Origin of the sequence: Olsenella sp. An270 (genome assembly GCF_002159735.1) — a bacterium.
Lineage (GTDB): Bacteria > Actinomycetota > Coriobacteriia > Coriobacteriales > Atopobiaceae > Thermophilibacter.
Genome location: NZ_NFJF01000003.1, coordinates 1 through 15628, shown reverse-complemented (window position 1 = coordinate 15628; position 15628 = coordinate 1). Strand labels below are relative to the sequence as shown.

Below are 15628 nucleotides of genomic sequence, written 5' to 3'. Positions count from 1 at the left end.
TCGCGCCGTCCCACGGAGGTGATCGCGGTGTCCTCGAGCACGTGGCGCCCACCCGCACCGGTCTCAATCTTCGTCTCGAGCACGTTTCGCGACATGCAGCTCGAGCGAGACGCCATCCGAGACCATGTTCTGCCGCGCCTGGAGGAGCTCGCCGCGCGCCACGGGACCACCGTCTCGATCGTCGACCTGCGCTGGGGCATCGACACGACCGGCATTGACGAGGCGGGGCAGGAGCGCAGGGTCATGCACACCTGCCTTGACGAGATCAGGCGCTGCCGTCCCTTCTTCCTAGCCCTCGTGGGACAACGCTACGGCTACGTGCCCGACGCCAACGGCCTCTGTGAGCTCTCATATGACTACCCCGGACTCCCAACGGGCCGCAGCATGACCGAGCTGGAGATCGCCTACGGCCTCGAACAGTCGGAGAAGGACGGACTCACCCTGTGCTGCGTCCGGACCATCTCCAACATCAGCGCGCTCACCGACGCCCAGCGAGAGCGCTTCCTGAGCACGGGCGAGGACCTGCGCCGCCAGGAGGAGCTGCGATCCCGCGTCCGGCAGAGGCCGGATCGCGTCCGCGAGTACCAGATCAGCGTGCGCGGTGACGGAAGCTACGACCTCGACGCGTTCTGCTCGATGCTCACCGAGGTCATCACGCAGCGGCTCGGCGAGCTCTGGGGCCCAGCGCCCGAGGATCCCACCGACGATGGCGTGGAGCGGGGGACCCAGGGGCGCCTCATCGAGGAGGGTGGCCGTCTCTGCATCGCGCGCGAGGAGGAGCTGCGGCGTATCCTTGCCTTCTGCGACAGGGAGACCGCGCAGGGCGACCCCGTGCTGCTCGTCACCGGGGCGTCGGGCATGGGCAAGACGACGCTGCTCGCCCGTGCGGCCCTTGAGCTGAGGAGGAGCCGAGCCGACGCCTGCGTGGTGGCCGCCCTCTGCGGTCGCACGTATCAGAGCTCCAGCGTCGGCGGGGTCACACACTTCTTCTCGCGGGCCCTCTACGATGAGAACCCAGACGTGACCGGCTCGCTTGACTACGACGGACTCCTGCGGAACACAGGGGTCACGCCCCTCGACGCCAGCCGCGACAGGTTCGCGAGGATTCTGGGTCTCGTCTGCCAGCGACGCCCCGTCATCCTGGTGGTCGACGCCGTCGACGAGCTCGAGACGATCGGCGACGATCCCCTCGCGTGGCTGCCGGACCTCCCCGACGGGTGCCGCGTCGTCTGCTCGGCTGAGACCGAGCACGGGCTCGCCTCTCTGTACCGGCTCGGCGGCACGACCCTGCCCCTGACGCCTCTCGACGCACAATCCGCCCGTGAGGTCGCTCGCGGGCTGGCGCGCGAGGCCCACAAGACGCTTCCCGAGGCCGTCCTCGACGACGTGGCCGCCCTTGCCAGCGGTCAGGCGCTCACGCCGCTGCACCTCGCGCTCTGCCTCCAGGTTCTTCTCGCCCTGGACGAGCGCGACTACGCTTGGGCGGACGAGCGCGCGGCGCGCGGGGACACCGCCATGGGCGCGCTCACCGAGCTCCTGCGAGGGCGCCTCGCCGACCTCCCCTCCCACGACGAGGAGCTCCTGCTGACCCTGCTCGAGCGCGCCTCCACAGTCACCGGCCTCCGGGAGGAAGCCCTCTACACGGTTCTCGTCTACCTCGCGGTCACGCGATTCGGGCTGCGCGACGAGGACCTCCTCGCCCTGTTTGGCCCGCAGGGACTCACCATGCCCGACCTCACGTGGTTCCGGCGCCTCATGGGCCCCGTCCTCGTGCAGCGCGAGAGCGGCAAGTGGGACCTCTCCGAGAGGGTGTTCCGCACGGCTATCATGGGCTGGCTCAGCGAGAAGGACCGTGTGGTCGTCAGCACAATCCTTGCCGGCCACTTCCTGAGGAGGCTCCGGGGCGCCACGTCGGAGACGTTGTCCTCTCCCCTGGTGTGGGAGGCTAATCGCGAGGTGCTGCGCCTGCTCGTGGCCGCCCGGCGCCACGTGGACGTCCCGGTGGCCCTCATCCACATGAACAGCGAGGTCGCAGCCGCTGAGCTCGCCCGCGCCGTCCGCGAGGAGCGCGCGACGCGGCCGCAGGACAGCTTCCTGTGGCCTGTGATCGACGCGTCGTTGGACCAGGGCCCCGATGCGCTCATGCGCCTTTCCGCCCTCATGGTCGTCTCCACGCATCGCACCCTGTACGAGGCGCACACGGAGTCGTTTGCCAGTGAGATCATGGGGCGGCTGCTCACTGCCCTCGAGGCCGCGCGACAGACCCCCCTCGCCCTCGTACGCGAGGCGGAGGTGCTGAGGATTGTGGCGCAACGCCAGGACGACGTGGAGCGGGGCCTCGCGCTCATGGAGAGGGCGTCCGAGCGGCTCCAACGCGCCCTCAAACCCGACACGGCAACCGGTGAGCAGGTCGGGGGCGACGAGCTCACCATCTCCCTCACCAACATGAGCGTCACGCTGGCGGCCCTGAGCGCGCGAGCGGGCGACCATGCGGCGGCCGCGCGCGCCTACGGCACCGCCATCGACGCCATGCGGTCCGCCTACCAGAGGAAACCCTGCCCCGATACGCTCGGCGGTCTGGTGGGAATGCGCTTCAACGCGGCAGACGACGCCCTTTCTGCGGGAGATACGCACGCTGCCCTGCTCCAGACCCGCGAGATGTCCGACTTGCTGAACGGTGCGCGCGAGGCAATGGGCACGAGCTTCCTCTTCATCCAGAGCCTCTGCCTCCTGCTAGTCACGACGGCGCGCTGCATGGAGGCACTGGGCGGCGCGAACGATGCCCGGCCGGCCGACGAGGAGCTCATCACCACCCTCACCCTGCTCGTACAGGCGTCCAGCACGGCCCCCGTTGACCCCAACATCGCCAAGGGGTTCGCCGCCGCATGCCGCCGCCTTGCCGACGACCCCGAGGGCCGGGCATTCCTCGCCCAGCACGAGCGGGACGTCACGCGAATCCTGCTCGACCGCCGGCTGCTCGACCAGCCGATCGACGCGACGGCCGACTTCTCGCTGGGACGTCTCGGGGACGTGATCTCCCTGCCCGGCGAGCGCCTCGCCGCACTCGACCGACAGGCTACCTCGCGCTCCGCCGGCGGGGCGGCGGAGCAGACGGGCAACCCCATGGACCTTCTCGTCCGCCGAGTCCGCCTGCTCAACCAGCGCGCCGCCGAGAAGGACCAGGACGGCGTGCGGGTGGCCTGGAGGGAGCTGCGCGAGACTCTCGACGCGCTCCGGGCGCAGGCACCCACCTACAACAGCTACCTGAACCTCGTGCGCCTGTCGGTAGTGTACGCGACATGGCTCGAGGCCAACGGAGACCGGACGGGCGCGCTCGCGACCCTGGACGACGCCCTCTCCCTTACCGACGCATGGCTGGGGTCGGGGACGGCTACGGGGGTAGAGGAGGAGCGGGACCAGCTCGGGTGGGAGCTCCTCCGGGCACGCTCGAACGCGGGGACGCTCTGCCTGGCTCTGGGCAGGCGCGACGAGGCTCGCTCGAGGTTCAACGCCGCGCTCGGCGACTACGAGCGCCTGGGGGCAGACGAGCCCGGGAACAGGGCGGCGCTGCTGGGCAACCTCGCGCGGACGTTCGAGCCGGTGGCCGACGCGGACAGGTCGCAGGTCGAGCTGCTGCTCCTCGCGGCCATCGGGGACATGCGGAGGGTGATCTGCGGCCAGCCTCCCGAGCAGGCGCGGCAGAGGGTACCGATGACGCTGGGCCTCCTGGAGCAGCTCGCCAGCACCTACTGCGACGGACGCCTGCTGGACCATGTCAAGCCGTGCACCGCCGCACAGGTGGTGGACGACTGCGAGGCGATCGCGGATCGCCTTCCCGAGGAGGGGCGCATTCGTCGCTACGAGCTCGAGCTGGGCTCGCGCACGGTCCTGTACGCCAAGCTCCGCAAGGACACGGACACCGCACTGACCATCGGCCTCAAGGTGGAGCCCCTCTACGATCTCTACGCCTCCGTGCCGGAGGCGGTCAAGGAGCACCTCTCGCTCCTCGACGATCTGGCCGGCTGGGCGCGCGTGTCGACGCACGGGCTGAGTTGGGAGCTCAAGCGCTACCTCAAGGGGCGCGCGGCCGAGGCCAGGCGTCGACAGGCGCGCCTCACCTGAACCGGCACCCGATCGCCGGGTAACGGCGCGTCGCCGATGCGACCCCACTACCGCTCGTCAAGGGGCACGTAGTCGCCGCCGTGAGGCATGACGGAGTTGTAGGCCGGACGGATGATGCGACCGGCGCCGTAGAGCTCCTCCATGCGGTGCGCGGTCCAGCCGGCGAGACGCGCCATCGCGAAGATCGCCGTGTAGAGGTCCGGCTCGATCCCCAGCATCGAATAGATGAAGCCCGTGTAGAGGTCGATGTTGGCGCAGATGGCCTTGCCCGAGCCCTTGACGTCACGCATGACCTGCGGTCCCAGACGCTCGATGCTCTCGATGAGGTCAAAGCGCTCGAGCAGGCCCTTCTCGGCCGCGACCTTGCGTGCGTAGGTCTTCACGATCTGGGCGCGCGGGTCGGAGAGCGTGTAGACCGCATGTCCCAGCCCATAGATGAGGCCGGTCTTGTCGAAGGCCTCCTTGCGGACGATCTTGGCGAGGTAGCTCGCCACCTCGTCCTCGGAGTCCCAGTGGCGCACGTGGGAGGCCACGTCGTCGATCATGCCGCTCACCTTGAAGTTGGCGCCGCCGTGCTTGGGGCCCTTGAGCGAGCCGATCGCCGCGGCGTACGCGGAGTAGGCGTCGGTGCCGGACGACGACAGGACGCGCGTGGTGAACGTGGAGTTGTTGCCGCCACCGTGCTCGGCGTGCAGGATGAGCATGACGTCGAGCAGCATCGCCTCGTCGTGCGTGAAGCCGTCGTCGCTGCGCAGGACGTCGAGGACGGTCTCGGCCATGGAGTATCCCTCGCGGATCGGAGGCACCACGAGCTTCTCGTCCGCGATCTCCGCCTTGTGGGCAGCGTGCGCCACGGCCGCGGTGCGCGGCCAGCGGCCGAGCAGGGAGAGCGCCACGTCGATCTCGTGCGTGGGCGAGGTGTCGTCGGGGTTGGGGTCGAAGGCGTAGAGAAGAAGCGTCGCGCGCTGCAGCACGTTCATGATGTTGTGGCTGTAGGTGGCGCGCGGGAAGATCCCGAAGTAGCCCTCGGGGAGCTGCTTGCGGGCGTCGACGCGGGCGCGGAAGTCGTCAAGCTCCTCGCGTGTGGGCAGCTTGCCGGCGATGAGCAGGTAGGCGACCTCCTCGTAGCCAAAGCGGTCCTCGGCCTGAGAGGCGCCGATGAGGTCGGCCACGCGGTAGCCGCGGTAGATCAGGTCGCCCTCGTCGGGCTCGACGCCGTGGTCGGTCTTGTTGTAGCCGTGGACGTTGGAGATAGTGGTGAGGCCCACGAGCACGCCCGAGCCGTCGGCGTTGCGCAGGCCCCGCTTGACGTCGTACTTGGCATAGAGCTCGGAGGGCACCACGTCCACGTCCTCGTACCCGTGGTAGAGGCCGTCCGAGACGGGAGGGAGCCCCAGGCCCACCGACGGCATGGGGTAGGCGTCGGCCACGTGGTCGAAGGCGGGGGTGTCTCGCGGGGTAAGAATGGGCCTCCCGCCACCCTTGGGCAGGTGAATCATGGGAACCTCCTCCCGGGGCCGGGACTCCGGCCCGCTCGAGCGGCGCTAGAGGCGGTACATGTACCGGAAGACGTCCTCGCGCTGCAGCATGATCTGCACGCCTAGGCTCTCCGCGAGCTCGTCGAGACGGGCCTTGAGCTCGGAGAAGTCGGCCTCGGCAAGGTCGACCAGCATGGTCATCGTGAAGATGCCCTGCAGGATGGTCTGAGAGATGTCCAGGATGTTGGCCTGGCGCTCGCTGAGCGCGCCCGCCACCGCGGCGACGATGCCCGGACGGTCGCTGCCCAGCACGGTGATGACGGCCCTGCTCCCGCGGGCCTCCTGATCGGACGTCATCGTGATTCCTCCCTGTGACGGGTCCGTTGCGTGCGCACCATTGTACGGGCTGGAGACAAAAACTCACAGCCCCCACACGAGACGGAGCGCAAACGGTAACCGTGAGGGACCCGCGCGGGACCGGGCCGAGACGCTAGTTCTGCTCGGCGGCCTCGTCCAGCCTGCTCTGGAGCAGCAGCGCGACGTCCTCGGGCGTGGAGTCGAGGGCGACGGCAAGCTCCACGCTGGAGCGTTCGCGCGCCTCCTTGAGGATGCGCTCGTAGGCGACCGGCGGGCGCTTGTTGCGGGCCGCCAGCTCGGCGATGCGGATGCGGAACGTCTTCACGATGCGCACGGAGTCCCGGCACGAGCCCTGGCGCATCTCGTTGCGGTAGTGCTCCTCCTCGAGGGAGTTGTTGCGCGCCTGGAAGCTCTCGACCTCGATGGTGGGATAGTCCTCGATGATCTGCTCGGCCTCGGCACGCGAGAGCACGGGACGAAGGCGCCGCTCGTTGGCAACGGGGAAGCTGATGTGGATCGGATGGCGCTTCCCGATGGGAAGCAGCTGGTAGACCGCCTGGGGACCGTCCGTCACATCCTTCACCTGACACACGCCCTGGCCCGGATGAACGAGATAGTCTCCCACGGAATACATGACCCGCTCCTTTCACGTGGGTTGAGTATACCACGCAAAAAGTGGATTTAGCGCCGTTTGCGGAAAGGGTATTGTCAAGAACTCCACATATGAGTAAGTTTTTGCGTTTACCTTTACATAGGCTGCCAGCCACGCAGAGCCCAGGCCATCAGTCGATGACCTCGATCGTGGAGATGACAGGCTGGTCCTCGGGCGCCACCAGCCCGCTCGCCTCGTCAGCGACCGGCACCTTCTCGCAGATGGCGTCGACGACCTCCATTCCCGAGGTCACGGTCCCAAAGGCGGCGTACTGTCCGTCGAGCGAGGGCGTGGTCTCCTGCATGATGAAGAACTGCGAGCTCGCGGAGTCGGGGTCGCTCGCGCGCGCCATCGAGATGGTCCCGCGGGTGTGCGGGATGCTGTTTGCCACCCCGTTGGCGGAGAACTCCCCCTTGATGGCCTGGTCCGAGCCGCCCGTCCCGTCGCCGGCGGGGTCGCCGCCCTGGATCATGAAGCCGGGGACCACGCGGTGGAACGTGAGGCCGTCGTAGAAGCCCTCCTCGGCCAGGTGGCAGAAGTTGGAGACCGTGATCGGCGCCGCGTTGGCGTTGAGCGTCACCTCGATCGAGCCATAGCCCTCCACGTCGATGCGCGCGTGGTGGATCCCGGTGGCGTAGGCGTCGTCCGGGTCCGCGGTCTGCCGGACCTGAGCCTGCCCGTCGTCGTCGGTGACGGACTGGGACCGCACACCGCCGGCACAGCCCACCAGGCCGATCGCAGCGACGAGCAGGGCGAGAAGGACGAGGGGGAAGGTCCCCCTTCTCGTGAGGGTCATGAGAGCTCCCTTCGGACGAAGGAGGGCAGGAGGAGGGCGAGAAGCGCCGCGACGAGGGTGGGGCACACCCACCCGAGGCCGAGGCCGGCAAGGGGAAGGGGACCCGGCGGGAGGCCGAGGGCGGAGCGGGCCGCGTCCGCGACGCTCACGACGGCGGCAACCGCGACGGTCCAGCGCCAGACGCGCGGGGAGCGGTCGGCGAGACGTCGCGCCATCCCAAGGGCCACGAGCACGATGGCGACGGGATACATCGCGGAGAGCAGCGTCGCTGAGAGGTCGAGGATGGCATCGAGGCCGAGGTTGGCCGCCGCGCACGAGAAGGCGGCGAACACGAGCGCGCAGCCACGGTAGCTCACGCGCGGAAGCTCGCCGGCGAAGTACGTGCCGCAGCAGCTGATGAGGCCGATGCAGACGTTGAGGCAGGCGAGCAGGAAGATGACGGCCACGACCACGGTCCCCGCGACCCCAAAGTGCGCGGTCGCCGAGGCAGTGATGACGGCTGCGCCGTTGGTCGCCCCGGCGAGCGCCTCGCACTGCTCGAAGCCGACCACCGCCAGGCCGCCGTAGACCGCGACCAGGAGCACCCCCGCGACGACGCCGGCCCGACAGACCTCGCGCATGACGCCGCGCTCCCCGGCCACGCCGAGGTTGCGCACGTTCTTGGCGATGACGATGCCAAAGGTGAGCGAGGCGAGCAGGTCCATTGTCTGGTAGCCCGTGAGGAAGCCCTGGACGGGAGCCAGCGCGTCATAGGGGGCGACGGGCTCGGCGGCCGGGAGCGCGGGCGCGCCGGCGAGGGAGGCGACGGAGGCCCCCACGACGAGCACGATGAGCAGAATGAGGGAGGGTCCCGTCAGCCTGCCGAGCAGGCGCGTGAGGCGTCCCGGGCGCAGGGCGAGAACGTACGCCGCGACGAAGAAGAGGACGGAGAACGCAAGACGGGCGACCTCGGTCGGCCACGAGTCGGGGAGCAGCGGCGCAAGCATCTCGAAGGCCGTCGAGGCCGTGCGCGGGATGGCCAGGCACGGACCGATGGCAAGGTAGACGAGGGCGACAAAGACGCGCGCGAACGCGGGGTGCACGCGAGACGCCAGGTCGCGCAGCGTGCCCGAGAGCGCCACCGCGACGATGCCGAGCACCGGAAGCCCCACGCCGGCAACGAGAAAGCCCAGGAGCGCCGGCACGACGTCATTGCCTGCCTGGACGCCCAGGAGCGGCGGCAGGATCAGGTTGCCCGCGCCGAAGAACATCGAGAAGAGCGTCACCCCCACGAAGAGCGACTGCCTCGGGGAGAGCGCCGCCTCCCCCTGCGCGTCCGCACCCATGCCGAGCCCCTACGACGCGCAGCAGGCGACGACCCAGTCGAGCAGGTTGGACGTCGCCGTTCCGGAGCGTTCCGCCAGCACGTGACCCTGGCCCCAGACCGGGGTGTGGGCGACGTCGGCGACGCCGTCGTACTTGCGCAGGGCGAAGACGATGTTCGCCGCGGTGGCCAGCGAGGTGTCGGTATCGAAGAGGCCCTCGTTGACGCGCCAGTGGGGCGCGACCTCGGACTGGCCGTAGCCCTCGTAGTGGCCGCTCAGCCAGGTGAGCGGGTTCATCAGGGCGACTCGCTCCGACATGGGGGTCCCGAGCGCGTCGACCTTCTCCAGGTCGTCCGCCCACGCCGTCTCATACGCGAGGCTCCAGTCGTCGCAGTCGGCGTACTCGTCGGCATGCGCCGCCACCGTCTCGGCGACGCGGGCCGAGAAGTGCAGGGTCGACTCCTCGCCCACGCCAAAGAGCTGGTTTGCCCTCGAGCTGCGGTCGGGACGGTCGAACGGCGCCGCCTCGAGGCGGGCGGGACGCAGGTGCATGACGAAGTCGCGAAGGCTCGAAACCGAGACGGCCCCCGAGCGGTGGTTGTAGTTGATCCACAGGGCGGAGTCGTTGAGCGCGGCAAAGTAGCTCTGGGCGGAGTCGTAGATCGTGGACTGCACCTGGGCCACGCCCGCAATCTGCCCCGAGGCGTCCGCCGACCCGGGCTCCCGCTCCCCGGTCCCGTCGGCAGTCGCCTCGCCCTGGGGCGTCGCGTCCGCCGCGCGCGAGCTCGCGAGGTTGGGGTCGCCGGGGAAGGTGGGGTCCTCGAGCCTCTGCGGGGTGTAGGTGTAGGGGAACGCGGTGTTCTGGACGAAGTGGGTCGCAGCCTCGTCGACCTCGTCGAGGAGCGCCTGGGCGTAGGAGCCCATCGCGTAGACGCCCGCCTCCGTCTCGTCGAGCGTGAGCTGGACGTCGTCGGCGTCACGCAGGTCCATCTCGTTGATCCAGGCGCCGTACGCACCCGCCAGGTCGCGCGAGAGCAGCTGCGTCCAGGTGCCGTCGGCGCGCGAGGGGTCGGCGCCGTACTGGCCCTGGCACCACTCGTAGGCGGCGTCGGCCATGTCGTAGGAGGTGACGGGACACCATGAGGCACTGCCGGCGATGGCATCGGACACGGCGGCGCCCGCGGCGTCATGGGTGACGGCGCCGATCTCGGCAAGGTACGGCTCGAAGAGGGGCGAGTCGCCCGAGGCGCCGAGGACCGCGGAGAGGCCTCCGCCCGCGCCGAACCCAAAGACGAAGGTGCGACGCGCGTCGCAGGGCAGGCACGCCGCGTTGTAGCGCAGGTAGCGGATCGCCGCCTTGAGGTCCACGGCCGGCCAGGGGGACCCGCCGGGGATGAGCTCGCTCGATCCGGTCGCGGTGTCGACGGCGGCGGAACGGCCGCGGAACCCGGCATAGACGTAGACGCAGCCCTCGCCCAGATAGGGGGCGAGGCCCTCGTACCCGTAGGCGGTGGGGCTCTCCTGGGCGGCGAGGGTCCCGGAGTTCACGGGCATGAGAATCGGGGCGGTCGCCGGCGTGAAGCTGCCGACGACGGCCTTCTCGTTGACGGTGCAGGTGTAGGTGTCACCGTTCTTCTCGGCGTTGAAGTAGGCGCCGGGGACGAAGATGGCAAGCGACTCGTAGGTCTCGGTCGCGGGATTCAGGCAGTAGGTGAGGCCGAGCTGGTAGTAGACGTTGTTCTCGCTGTCGAAGCGCCATGCGGACGTGTCGAGCGCGAGGCCCTCGAACTCGGAGGCGTCCACCTCGGGCTCGGGCGCGGCGTCGCCCGTCTGCGTCTCGGGGACCCGCTGCGTCGGCGTGCAGCCCACGGCGCCGGCGATCGTCCCCATGGACGCGAGGGCGAGGAACTCTCTTCTTGTGCAGCCCATGGCCCCTCCTCGGATTACAGCGTGAAGGCACGGGTACCATTGTAGCAACGGGCCGCAGGGGCGCCCGTCGCCCATGCGACCACCACATTCTTGACGTCCGCCCGAGGGGAGGCAGCATGTCGCCGTTCTGGAGAGGGAGGCCCGAGCCCGACGTCCCCACGCCCGAGAACGCCCGACGGCTGCGCGTGCGCTTCGTCGGGCGCGTGCAGGGCGTGGGGTTCCGCTGGACGGCCGCGACGGTCGCGCGCGGGCTCTCCGTCACCGGCTGGGTGAGAAACGAGCCCGACGGCTCGGTCACGGCCGAGGTCCAGGGCGAGCCCTCGCACCTGGGCGCGTTCTTCTCGCGCATGCTCGAGGAGATGGGGGTGCGCGGTGTGCGCTCGAGCTACACGATTGACCAGCGCGACGAGATAGCCGTGGTACCGGGCGAGCGGGGCTTCGAGGTCCGCTACTAGGGCGGTGCGCCGAGAAAAACAAAGCAGGTCGGAGACACATGGCCTCCGACCTGCGAAAGTTCTGGTGGCGGGGAAGGGAGTCGAACCCCTGACACGGGGATTTTCAGTCCCCTGCTCTACCAACTGAGCTACCCAGCCATTTGGTGCGGGAATTACTATACCAAACTCGCCCATCGTGTCAAAGACTTTTTCTCGGGGCGGGCCGGGCGCCGTGTCATGTCTCTCGGCAGGGCTCCTGCAGAGAAGGACCGGTCATGGTGAGGACGCAGCCGCATACGTCGACGGAGTCGCCGTAGGGGACGATGACGGACCCGCGCACGTCACGTCCCCGATAGCGGGTAGGGTTCGTCGCGCCCAGGTCGCTCGCCTCCATGCCGTCAGGGGTGGGGGCCAGCCTCAGGTGCCTGCGGGATACCGCGCGGGAGTGGAGCACGACGTCGTTGCCGTCGTCCCGTCCCACCGTCACGCCCCGGGAGGGGACGCTCACCCACACGTCCACCGACGGCGTCCTCACCAGCATCCCCACCTCACGTGTGGAGCAGGCCTCGCCGTCGGCGAGGTCGAGCGTCTCGTCGGGACCTCCCGCCGGCGGCTCCGGTGGGATTCCCGGCGGCTCGGGCAGGCGCGGGCGCGCCGCATCCCGCGCGAAGTCGTACAGGCACCCGTAGCACACGCTCATGTCCGCGTAGAGCTCCGCGCCGCAGCGCGGGCAGACCCTCGTCTCGTACCCTCCGGTGACACCCTTCGTGAAAGCCGTCATATCCCTCTCCCTCTCTCAGCGACCCATTGCATCGGGTCCGACCGCCACGACCCACAGGTGCTCCCCCTCCTCGATCCACTCCCCCTCCGCCGCAGGGCGCTCGATGGCGCAGCAGGCGTCCGGATGGGCGAGAAACTCGCGCGGGGGCAGCCCCCTGCGGACGAGCAGGACCTCGCCCAGTTCCCCCACCAGCGCCACGTCCAGCGGGTAGCGCATGCCAAACGTGTGTATCGACGGGCAGCGCGCGAGCATGACGGGGGCCGCTTCCGGGCCCGTGCCCAAGAGGCCGCGCAGCCGTTCCGCCCACGTGGTGAGGACCCTGAGCTCGAGCACGCGTTCCGGCCGCTCGTCGGACGACAGTCGCGCAAGCCCCATCTCAGATCACCACCCCGGGTCGGTGACGGTCCACCACGAGCTCGCACTCGTGGGTGAGCGCGAGCGGCGCCTCGTAGGTGACGCCCGGAAGGCGCAGCAGGCGAGGCCACGGCCGGTACGTCAGCGTGCATACGTAGCGCGTGAGCAGCGGTGACACCGCGAACGTGCCGCCGTCTCCCCACGACACGCCCTCCGAGCGCACCTCCACCTCGCAGCGGTCCTCCCTTCCGACGAGGTCGGCGATGGCAGCGCGGACCTCGTCGACCGCCGCCGCGCCCTGCTCGCCGGCAGGAGACACGCCCTGGGTGAGCACCGCATCCCGCGCCGCCTGGTCGAACGCCGCGCACGCCTCCACAAAGCCCATGAGGTTGAGGATGACGAGGGCGACGGCGATGACGACGGGGGCCACCACGGCGAGCTCCACGGTCATCTGCGCGTCCCTCGAGCGCAGCGCCCTTGCGGCGGCCCTCATGGCGAGCCTCCCGCGGCCGAGAGCTCCACGGTGAGGGGAATCGTGAGGTCGGTCCCAGGAATCGGCAGCTCGGCCACCGTGAGCGAGCCGGCGCCGATCGCATCCCCCAGCTCGACGCCCAGGGCACGGGCCAGGTCCGCCGCAGACCCGGAGTCGGGGAGTCGCGCCACCAGCTCGCGAACCGTCGAGACCTGGTCGTAGCCACCCCGGTCGAGCACATCCTGGGTGTTCGTCAGGACCGGCTTTCTCAGGCGCATATCGACCGGCTCGAGCCCGAGGTCGTGCATGACGCCCTTGAGCTGGTCTCTCAGCCACGCCCCCACGGAGCCGCCCAACACGCCGTCAAGCCGGTCGAGGAAGCCTCCCCCGACCTCCGCCACCCTGCCGTAGGCCGACCCGTAGCCAACGAGAAGCGAGCCCCAGAGACCCATGACGCCGTCGAGCGCCCCTCCGAGCGCCGAATCGGACACGGAGAGGGAGTCGAAGAAGCTCGCCAGGACGTTGTTCTCGGACGTCGCCTCGTCGGGAGCGAGGACCGCCGCCGAGACGGCCGCGCCCGCGGGCAGCTCGGCGGAGGAGAGAAACGACGCCGTGAGCTCGGTCGGGACAACCGTCCCCTCCGCGCGGGAGACGACGGCGACGCAGCCCCACGCGCCCGGCGGGCACAGCACGGGGCGCTCGGCGGAGAGCTGCCCCAGAGCATCCTCGAACGCGCGCTCGCCCTCCTCCGCGAGCTCGCGGGTGCGAGCCTCCGCGGCGGCGAGGTCGTCGCGCGCCGCCTCGTAGTCCTCGGACGCCTCGACGATGATGCGCCAGTGGTGCTCGAACCCGTTCTCGATCGAGGTCGAGGCGGCGGCCACCCGCCCCATCTCGCCGACGTCCATCCGACACTCGGGGCACGGGGCGACCGAACCGCTGTCCAGCTGCGCGAGCGTGGCAGAGCCGGAGGGAGCGCCGGTCGCGCCCGGACAGTCGGCCGAGGAGTGTAGCGTCCTGCCGCCCTCCTCGTCCGTGCACGGCCACAGGGTCTGCGTATAGAGCGCGCAGGCGCGGGTCTCGGCCGCATTTCTCGGCAGGCTGGGGAGGTCGGCCTCGACCGTCCCGTCCTGCCGCTCCGTCCAGGACCCTGCGCGCACCTCCCCCAGCGCATACTCGTAGAACGCCCTCCGGCATGCAGCGTCCGTGAGCTCCTCCGCCGTGGGTCCCGCCACGTCCTCCGCAGAGAGTCGCGCGGCGTAGTAGGCGCGCGCCCTCATGAGCGGGACCCCGAAGCTCCATGTCTCGGGAGAGGCATGGTAGGGGTTCTCCGCGCCCGACAGTCCCGCGAGCGTGCCCGCGCGCTCGAACAGCGAGTAGGGCTTGGAGCCGCAGTCCGCCATCCACCCCCGCTCGAGTGCCTCGTCCGCGCGCTCGCGCGCCTCCTCTGCCTCCAGCGAGACGGCCCGCATCTGCTCCGAGAGATCGTCCAGCGGCTCGTCGTCCACGTCGGCCAGCAGCGCCGAGAAGTCCGATTGGGACGTCGCGGGCACGGGCAGCGCGCAGCCCGAGTAGGAGAGCCCCTCCCCCTCGTTCGCCGCGACGCACGACGCCGAGTTGGCCACGACGAGCGCCGGCAGCGCCGCCTCAAGCCTCTCGAGCCCGCTCGCTGCCGTCCGCGCGAGACCTCGCCGAGCCTCGAGGATCTGTCCGCCTGCGGCGCACATCCGCGCCCCGACCGTCGTGAGGCCCGGGACGCACGAGGCGACGAGCCCGGCCCCGTAGACGACCATGCCCGTGAGCCCCAGGCTCAGAACGCAGGCGTCGAGCACCTGCGCGACCGTCGCGAACGAGGCGACCGAGTTGGCGCCCGCGAGCGCGGCGGCGTCGGCGACGTCCTGGACCTCGGAGGAGCGCGAGGCGACCCATCCCGCCGACGCCGCTGCGAAGACGAGCGTCAGGCTCAGGAGGAGCGCCACCGCCACGGCGACCGTCGTGAAGCCGCCCTCGTCGTCGCGGAAGGCGGACAGCACGGTCACGGGACGCCCCACGCTAGCCCCACATCTCGACCCAGTCGTCATAGCTCCCTCCGATCCACTCCGCGCGAAGGCGTCCGGATGTCTCCACCCCGAGCTCCACCGTGCCATCCCCCGACGTACCGAGGGCGGCGACCAACGACCCGAGCAGGGGAAGGGGACGGACGCGCCCCGACAGGGCGACCGTCACCACGCCCGCCTCGTCGGGACCCGTCACCTCGACCTCCCAGTCCCTCTCCCCTCCCTCGTGAAAGACCGCGAGGTCGGGAACGGCACGCAGACGGCGCAGCGCGTAGTCCCTCAGCTCGTCGCCCGACCCTCGGTCCGTCAGGGCGAGCCGGGCGAGCTCCCCCGCCGTCGCGGCCATCACCGCCCGCGTGTAGAGAACGCACGCCGGCTGGGCGAGAAGGGCGACCAGGGCGAGGACGACCGGGAGGAGCAGGGCGGCCTCGACGCTCATCTGGCCGGACCGGTCCGCGGCTCGACCCATCTCAGTACCCCAGGACGTCCTTGAGCAGGGCGACGGTCCCCTGTCCGGTCCCGTGGGACGCGCTCGCCGTCGCGAGCCCCACCAGCACCCCGTCCCTCCCCGCGTGCCAGAGCAGGCCGAGGGCCCCTATCGCCGCGACGAACGCCGCGAGCACGAGCAGGTACTCGACCGTCGACTGTCCGCGACAGCCCCCTACTCCCCCGACAGGCCGACGAGGTCGGAGGCGAGCATGTGCCACGTGACGACCGAGCTCCCCTCGCCGTCGCCGCCCTCGGAGACGAGGCAGACCTCCACCCATCCGCTCCCCTGGAGCACGCATGTTGATGTGCAATAAGAAATGGTCCGAATGAGCACCGGTTTCTGAGCAACGCGTGCACCGAAAAATGAGCAGTTTGAGCATGAGGGCCGCGCCCCCTTGGACCAGGG

At 70.1% G+C, this 15628-nt stretch carries 14 protein-coding genes and 1 tRNA gene; 2 read left to right on the top strand and 13 right to left on the bottom strand.

Going from position 1 to position 15628, the window contains the following annotated elements:
- The first annotated feature begins 93 nt into the window (after positions 1 to 93).
- Positions 94 to 4122 (top strand): AAA family ATPase, encoded by a 4029-nt coding sequence (locus B5F73_RS04170; RefSeq protein ID WP_143803130.1) that lies wholly within the window; start codon positions 94 to 96, stop codon positions 4120 to 4122.
- A 47-nt stretch (positions 4123 to 4169) separates the two neighbouring features.
- On the opposite strand, the gene B5F73_RS04165 is transcribed toward B5F73_RS04170, so the two are convergent.
- From B5F73_RS04165 to B5F73_RS04140, 6 genes are all read right to left on the bottom strand, one after another.
- A complete protein-coding gene (locus tag B5F73_RS04165) occupies positions 4170 to 5621 on the bottom strand; it encodes a citrate synthase (RefSeq protein WP_239379795.1) in 1452 nt (483 codons plus the stop codon).
- A gap of 45 nt (positions 5622 to 5666) precedes the next feature.
- Positions 5667 to 5957, bottom strand: coding sequence for an ACT domain-containing protein (locus B5F73_RS04160; RefSeq protein ID WP_087226875.1), 291 nt, complete (start codon positions 5955 to 5957; stop codon positions 5667 to 5669).
- 133 nt (positions 5958 to 6090) lie between these two features.
- Positions 6091 to 6591, bottom strand: a complete 501-nt coding sequence (locus B5F73_RS04155) for a CarD family transcriptional regulator (RefSeq protein WP_087226873.1) — start codon at positions 6589 to 6591, stop codon at positions 6091 to 6093.
- Positions 6592 to 6739: 148 nt separating this feature from the next.
- Positions 6740 to 7405: a peptidylprolyl isomerase gene (locus B5F73_RS04150; RefSeq protein WP_087226871.1), complete on the bottom strand. Its 666-nt coding sequence runs from the start codon at positions 7403 to 7405 to the stop codon at positions 6740 to 6742.
- A complete protein-coding gene (gene brnQ, locus B5F73_RS04145; RefSeq protein WP_087226870.1) occupies positions 7402 to 8730 on the bottom strand; it encodes a branched-chain amino acid transport system II carrier protein in 1329 nt (442 codons plus the stop codon). The genes B5F73_RS04150 and brnQ overlap by 4 nt, the downstream gene beginning before the upstream one ends.
- A 9-nt stretch (positions 8731 to 8739) precedes the next feature.
- Positions 8740 to 10638: a subtype A tannase gene (locus B5F73_RS04140; protein ID WP_087226868.1), complete on the bottom strand. Its 1899-nt coding sequence runs from the start codon at positions 10636 to 10638 to the stop codon at positions 8740 to 8742.
- A gap of 116 nt (positions 10639 to 10754) precedes the next feature.
- Here B5F73_RS04140 and B5F73_RS04135 point away from each other — a divergent pair, with 116 nt between their 5' ends.
- Positions 10755 to 11093: an acylphosphatase gene (locus tag B5F73_RS04135; RefSeq protein ID WP_087226866.1), complete on the top strand. Its 339-nt coding sequence runs from the start codon at positions 10755 to 10757 to the stop codon at positions 11091 to 11093.
- A 62-nt stretch (positions 11094 to 11155) separates the two neighbouring features.
- Here the strand turns inward: B5F73_RS04135 and B5F73_RS04130 are convergent.
- The 7 genes from B5F73_RS04130 to B5F73_RS09360 form a co-directional block, all read right to left on the bottom strand.
- Positions 11156 to 11231: transfer RNA gene (locus B5F73_RS04130), tRNA-Phe, on the bottom strand.
- A gap of 76 nt (positions 11232 to 11307) precedes the next feature.
- Positions 11308 to 11853: an FHA domain-containing protein gene (locus tag B5F73_RS04125; protein ID WP_087227223.1), complete on the bottom strand. Its 546-nt coding sequence runs from the start codon at positions 11851 to 11853 to the stop codon at positions 11308 to 11310.
- 15 nt (positions 11854 to 11868) lie between these two features.
- Positions 11869 to 12228: a hypothetical protein gene (locus B5F73_RS04120; RefSeq protein ID WP_087226864.1), complete on the bottom strand. Its 360-nt coding sequence runs from the start codon at positions 12226 to 12228 to the stop codon at positions 11869 to 11871.
- 1 nt (position 12229) lies between these two features.
- Positions 12230 to 12700, bottom strand: a complete 471-nt coding sequence (locus B5F73_RS04115) for a hypothetical protein (RefSeq protein ID WP_239379794.1) — start codon at positions 12698 to 12700, stop codon at positions 12230 to 12232.
- Positions 12697 to 14715: a hypothetical protein gene (locus tag B5F73_RS04110; RefSeq protein WP_143803129.1), complete on the bottom strand. Its 2019-nt coding sequence runs from the start codon at positions 14713 to 14715 to the stop codon at positions 12697 to 12699. The genes B5F73_RS04115 and B5F73_RS04110 overlap by 4 nt, the downstream gene beginning before the upstream one ends.
- Positions 14716 to 14728: 13 nt before the next feature.
- A complete protein-coding gene (locus tag B5F73_RS04105; RefSeq protein ID WP_087226860.1) occupies positions 14729 to 15202 on the bottom strand; it encodes a pilus assembly protein in 474 nt (157 codons plus the stop codon).
- 1 nt (position 15203) lies between these two features.
- Positions 15204 to 15356: a hypothetical protein gene (locus B5F73_RS09360; protein WP_158094759.1), complete on the bottom strand. Its 153-nt coding sequence runs from the start codon at positions 15354 to 15356 to the stop codon at positions 15204 to 15206.
- Positions 15357 to 15628 lie beyond the last annotated feature (272 nt).

What these genes read in the sequence shown, in the direction of transcription:
- B5F73_RS04135 (WP_087226866.1), top strand. Translation starts at nt 10,755, where the DNA reads ATGTCGCCGTTCTGGAGAGGGAGGCCCGAGCCCGACGTCCCCACGCCC.
- B5F73_RS04105 (WP_087226860.1), bottom strand. Translation starts at nt 15,202, where the DNA reads ATGGGTCGAGCCGCGGACCGGTCCGGCCAGATGAGCGTCGAGGCCGCC.
- B5F73_RS04140 (WP_087226868.1), bottom strand. Translation starts at nt 10,638, where the DNA reads ATGGGCTGCACAAGAAGAGAGTTCCTCGCCCTCGCGTCCATGGGGACG.
- B5F73_RS04120 (WP_087226864.1), bottom strand. Translation starts at nt 12,228, where the DNA reads ATGGGGCTTGCGCGACTGTCGTCCGACGAGCGGCCGGAACGCGTGCTC.
- B5F73_RS04115 (WP_239379794.1), bottom strand. Translation starts at nt 12,700, where the DNA reads ATGAGGGCCGCCGCAAGGGCGCTGCGCTCGAGGGACGCGCAGATGACC.
- B5F73_RS04125 (WP_087227223.1), bottom strand. Translation starts at nt 11,853, where the DNA reads ATGACGGCTTTCACGAAGGGTGTCACCGGAGGGTACGAGACGAGGGTC.
- brnQ (WP_087226870.1), bottom strand. Translation starts at nt 8,730, where the DNA reads ATGGGTGCGGACGCGCAGGGGGAGGCGGCGCTCTCCCCGAGGCAGTCG.
- B5F73_RS04165 (WP_239379795.1), bottom strand. Translation starts at nt 5,621, where the DNA reads ATGATTCACCTGCCCAAGGGTGGCGGGAGGCCCATTCTTACCCCGCGA.
- B5F73_RS04150 (WP_087226871.1), bottom strand. Translation starts at nt 7,405, where the DNA reads ATGACCCTCACGAGAAGGGGGACCTTCCCCCTCGTCCTTCTCGCCCTG.
- B5F73_RS04155 (WP_087226873.1), bottom strand. Translation starts at nt 6,591, where the DNA reads ATGTATTCCGTGGGAGACTATCTCGTTCATCCGGGCCAGGGCGTGTGT.
- B5F73_RS04170 (WP_143803130.1), top strand. Translation starts at nt 94, where the DNA reads ATGCAGCTCGAGCGAGACGCCATCCGAGACCATGTTCTGCCGCGCCTG.
- B5F73_RS04160 (WP_087226875.1), bottom strand. Translation starts at nt 5,957, where the DNA reads ATGACGTCCGATCAGGAGGCCCGCGGGAGCAGGGCCGTCATCACCGTG.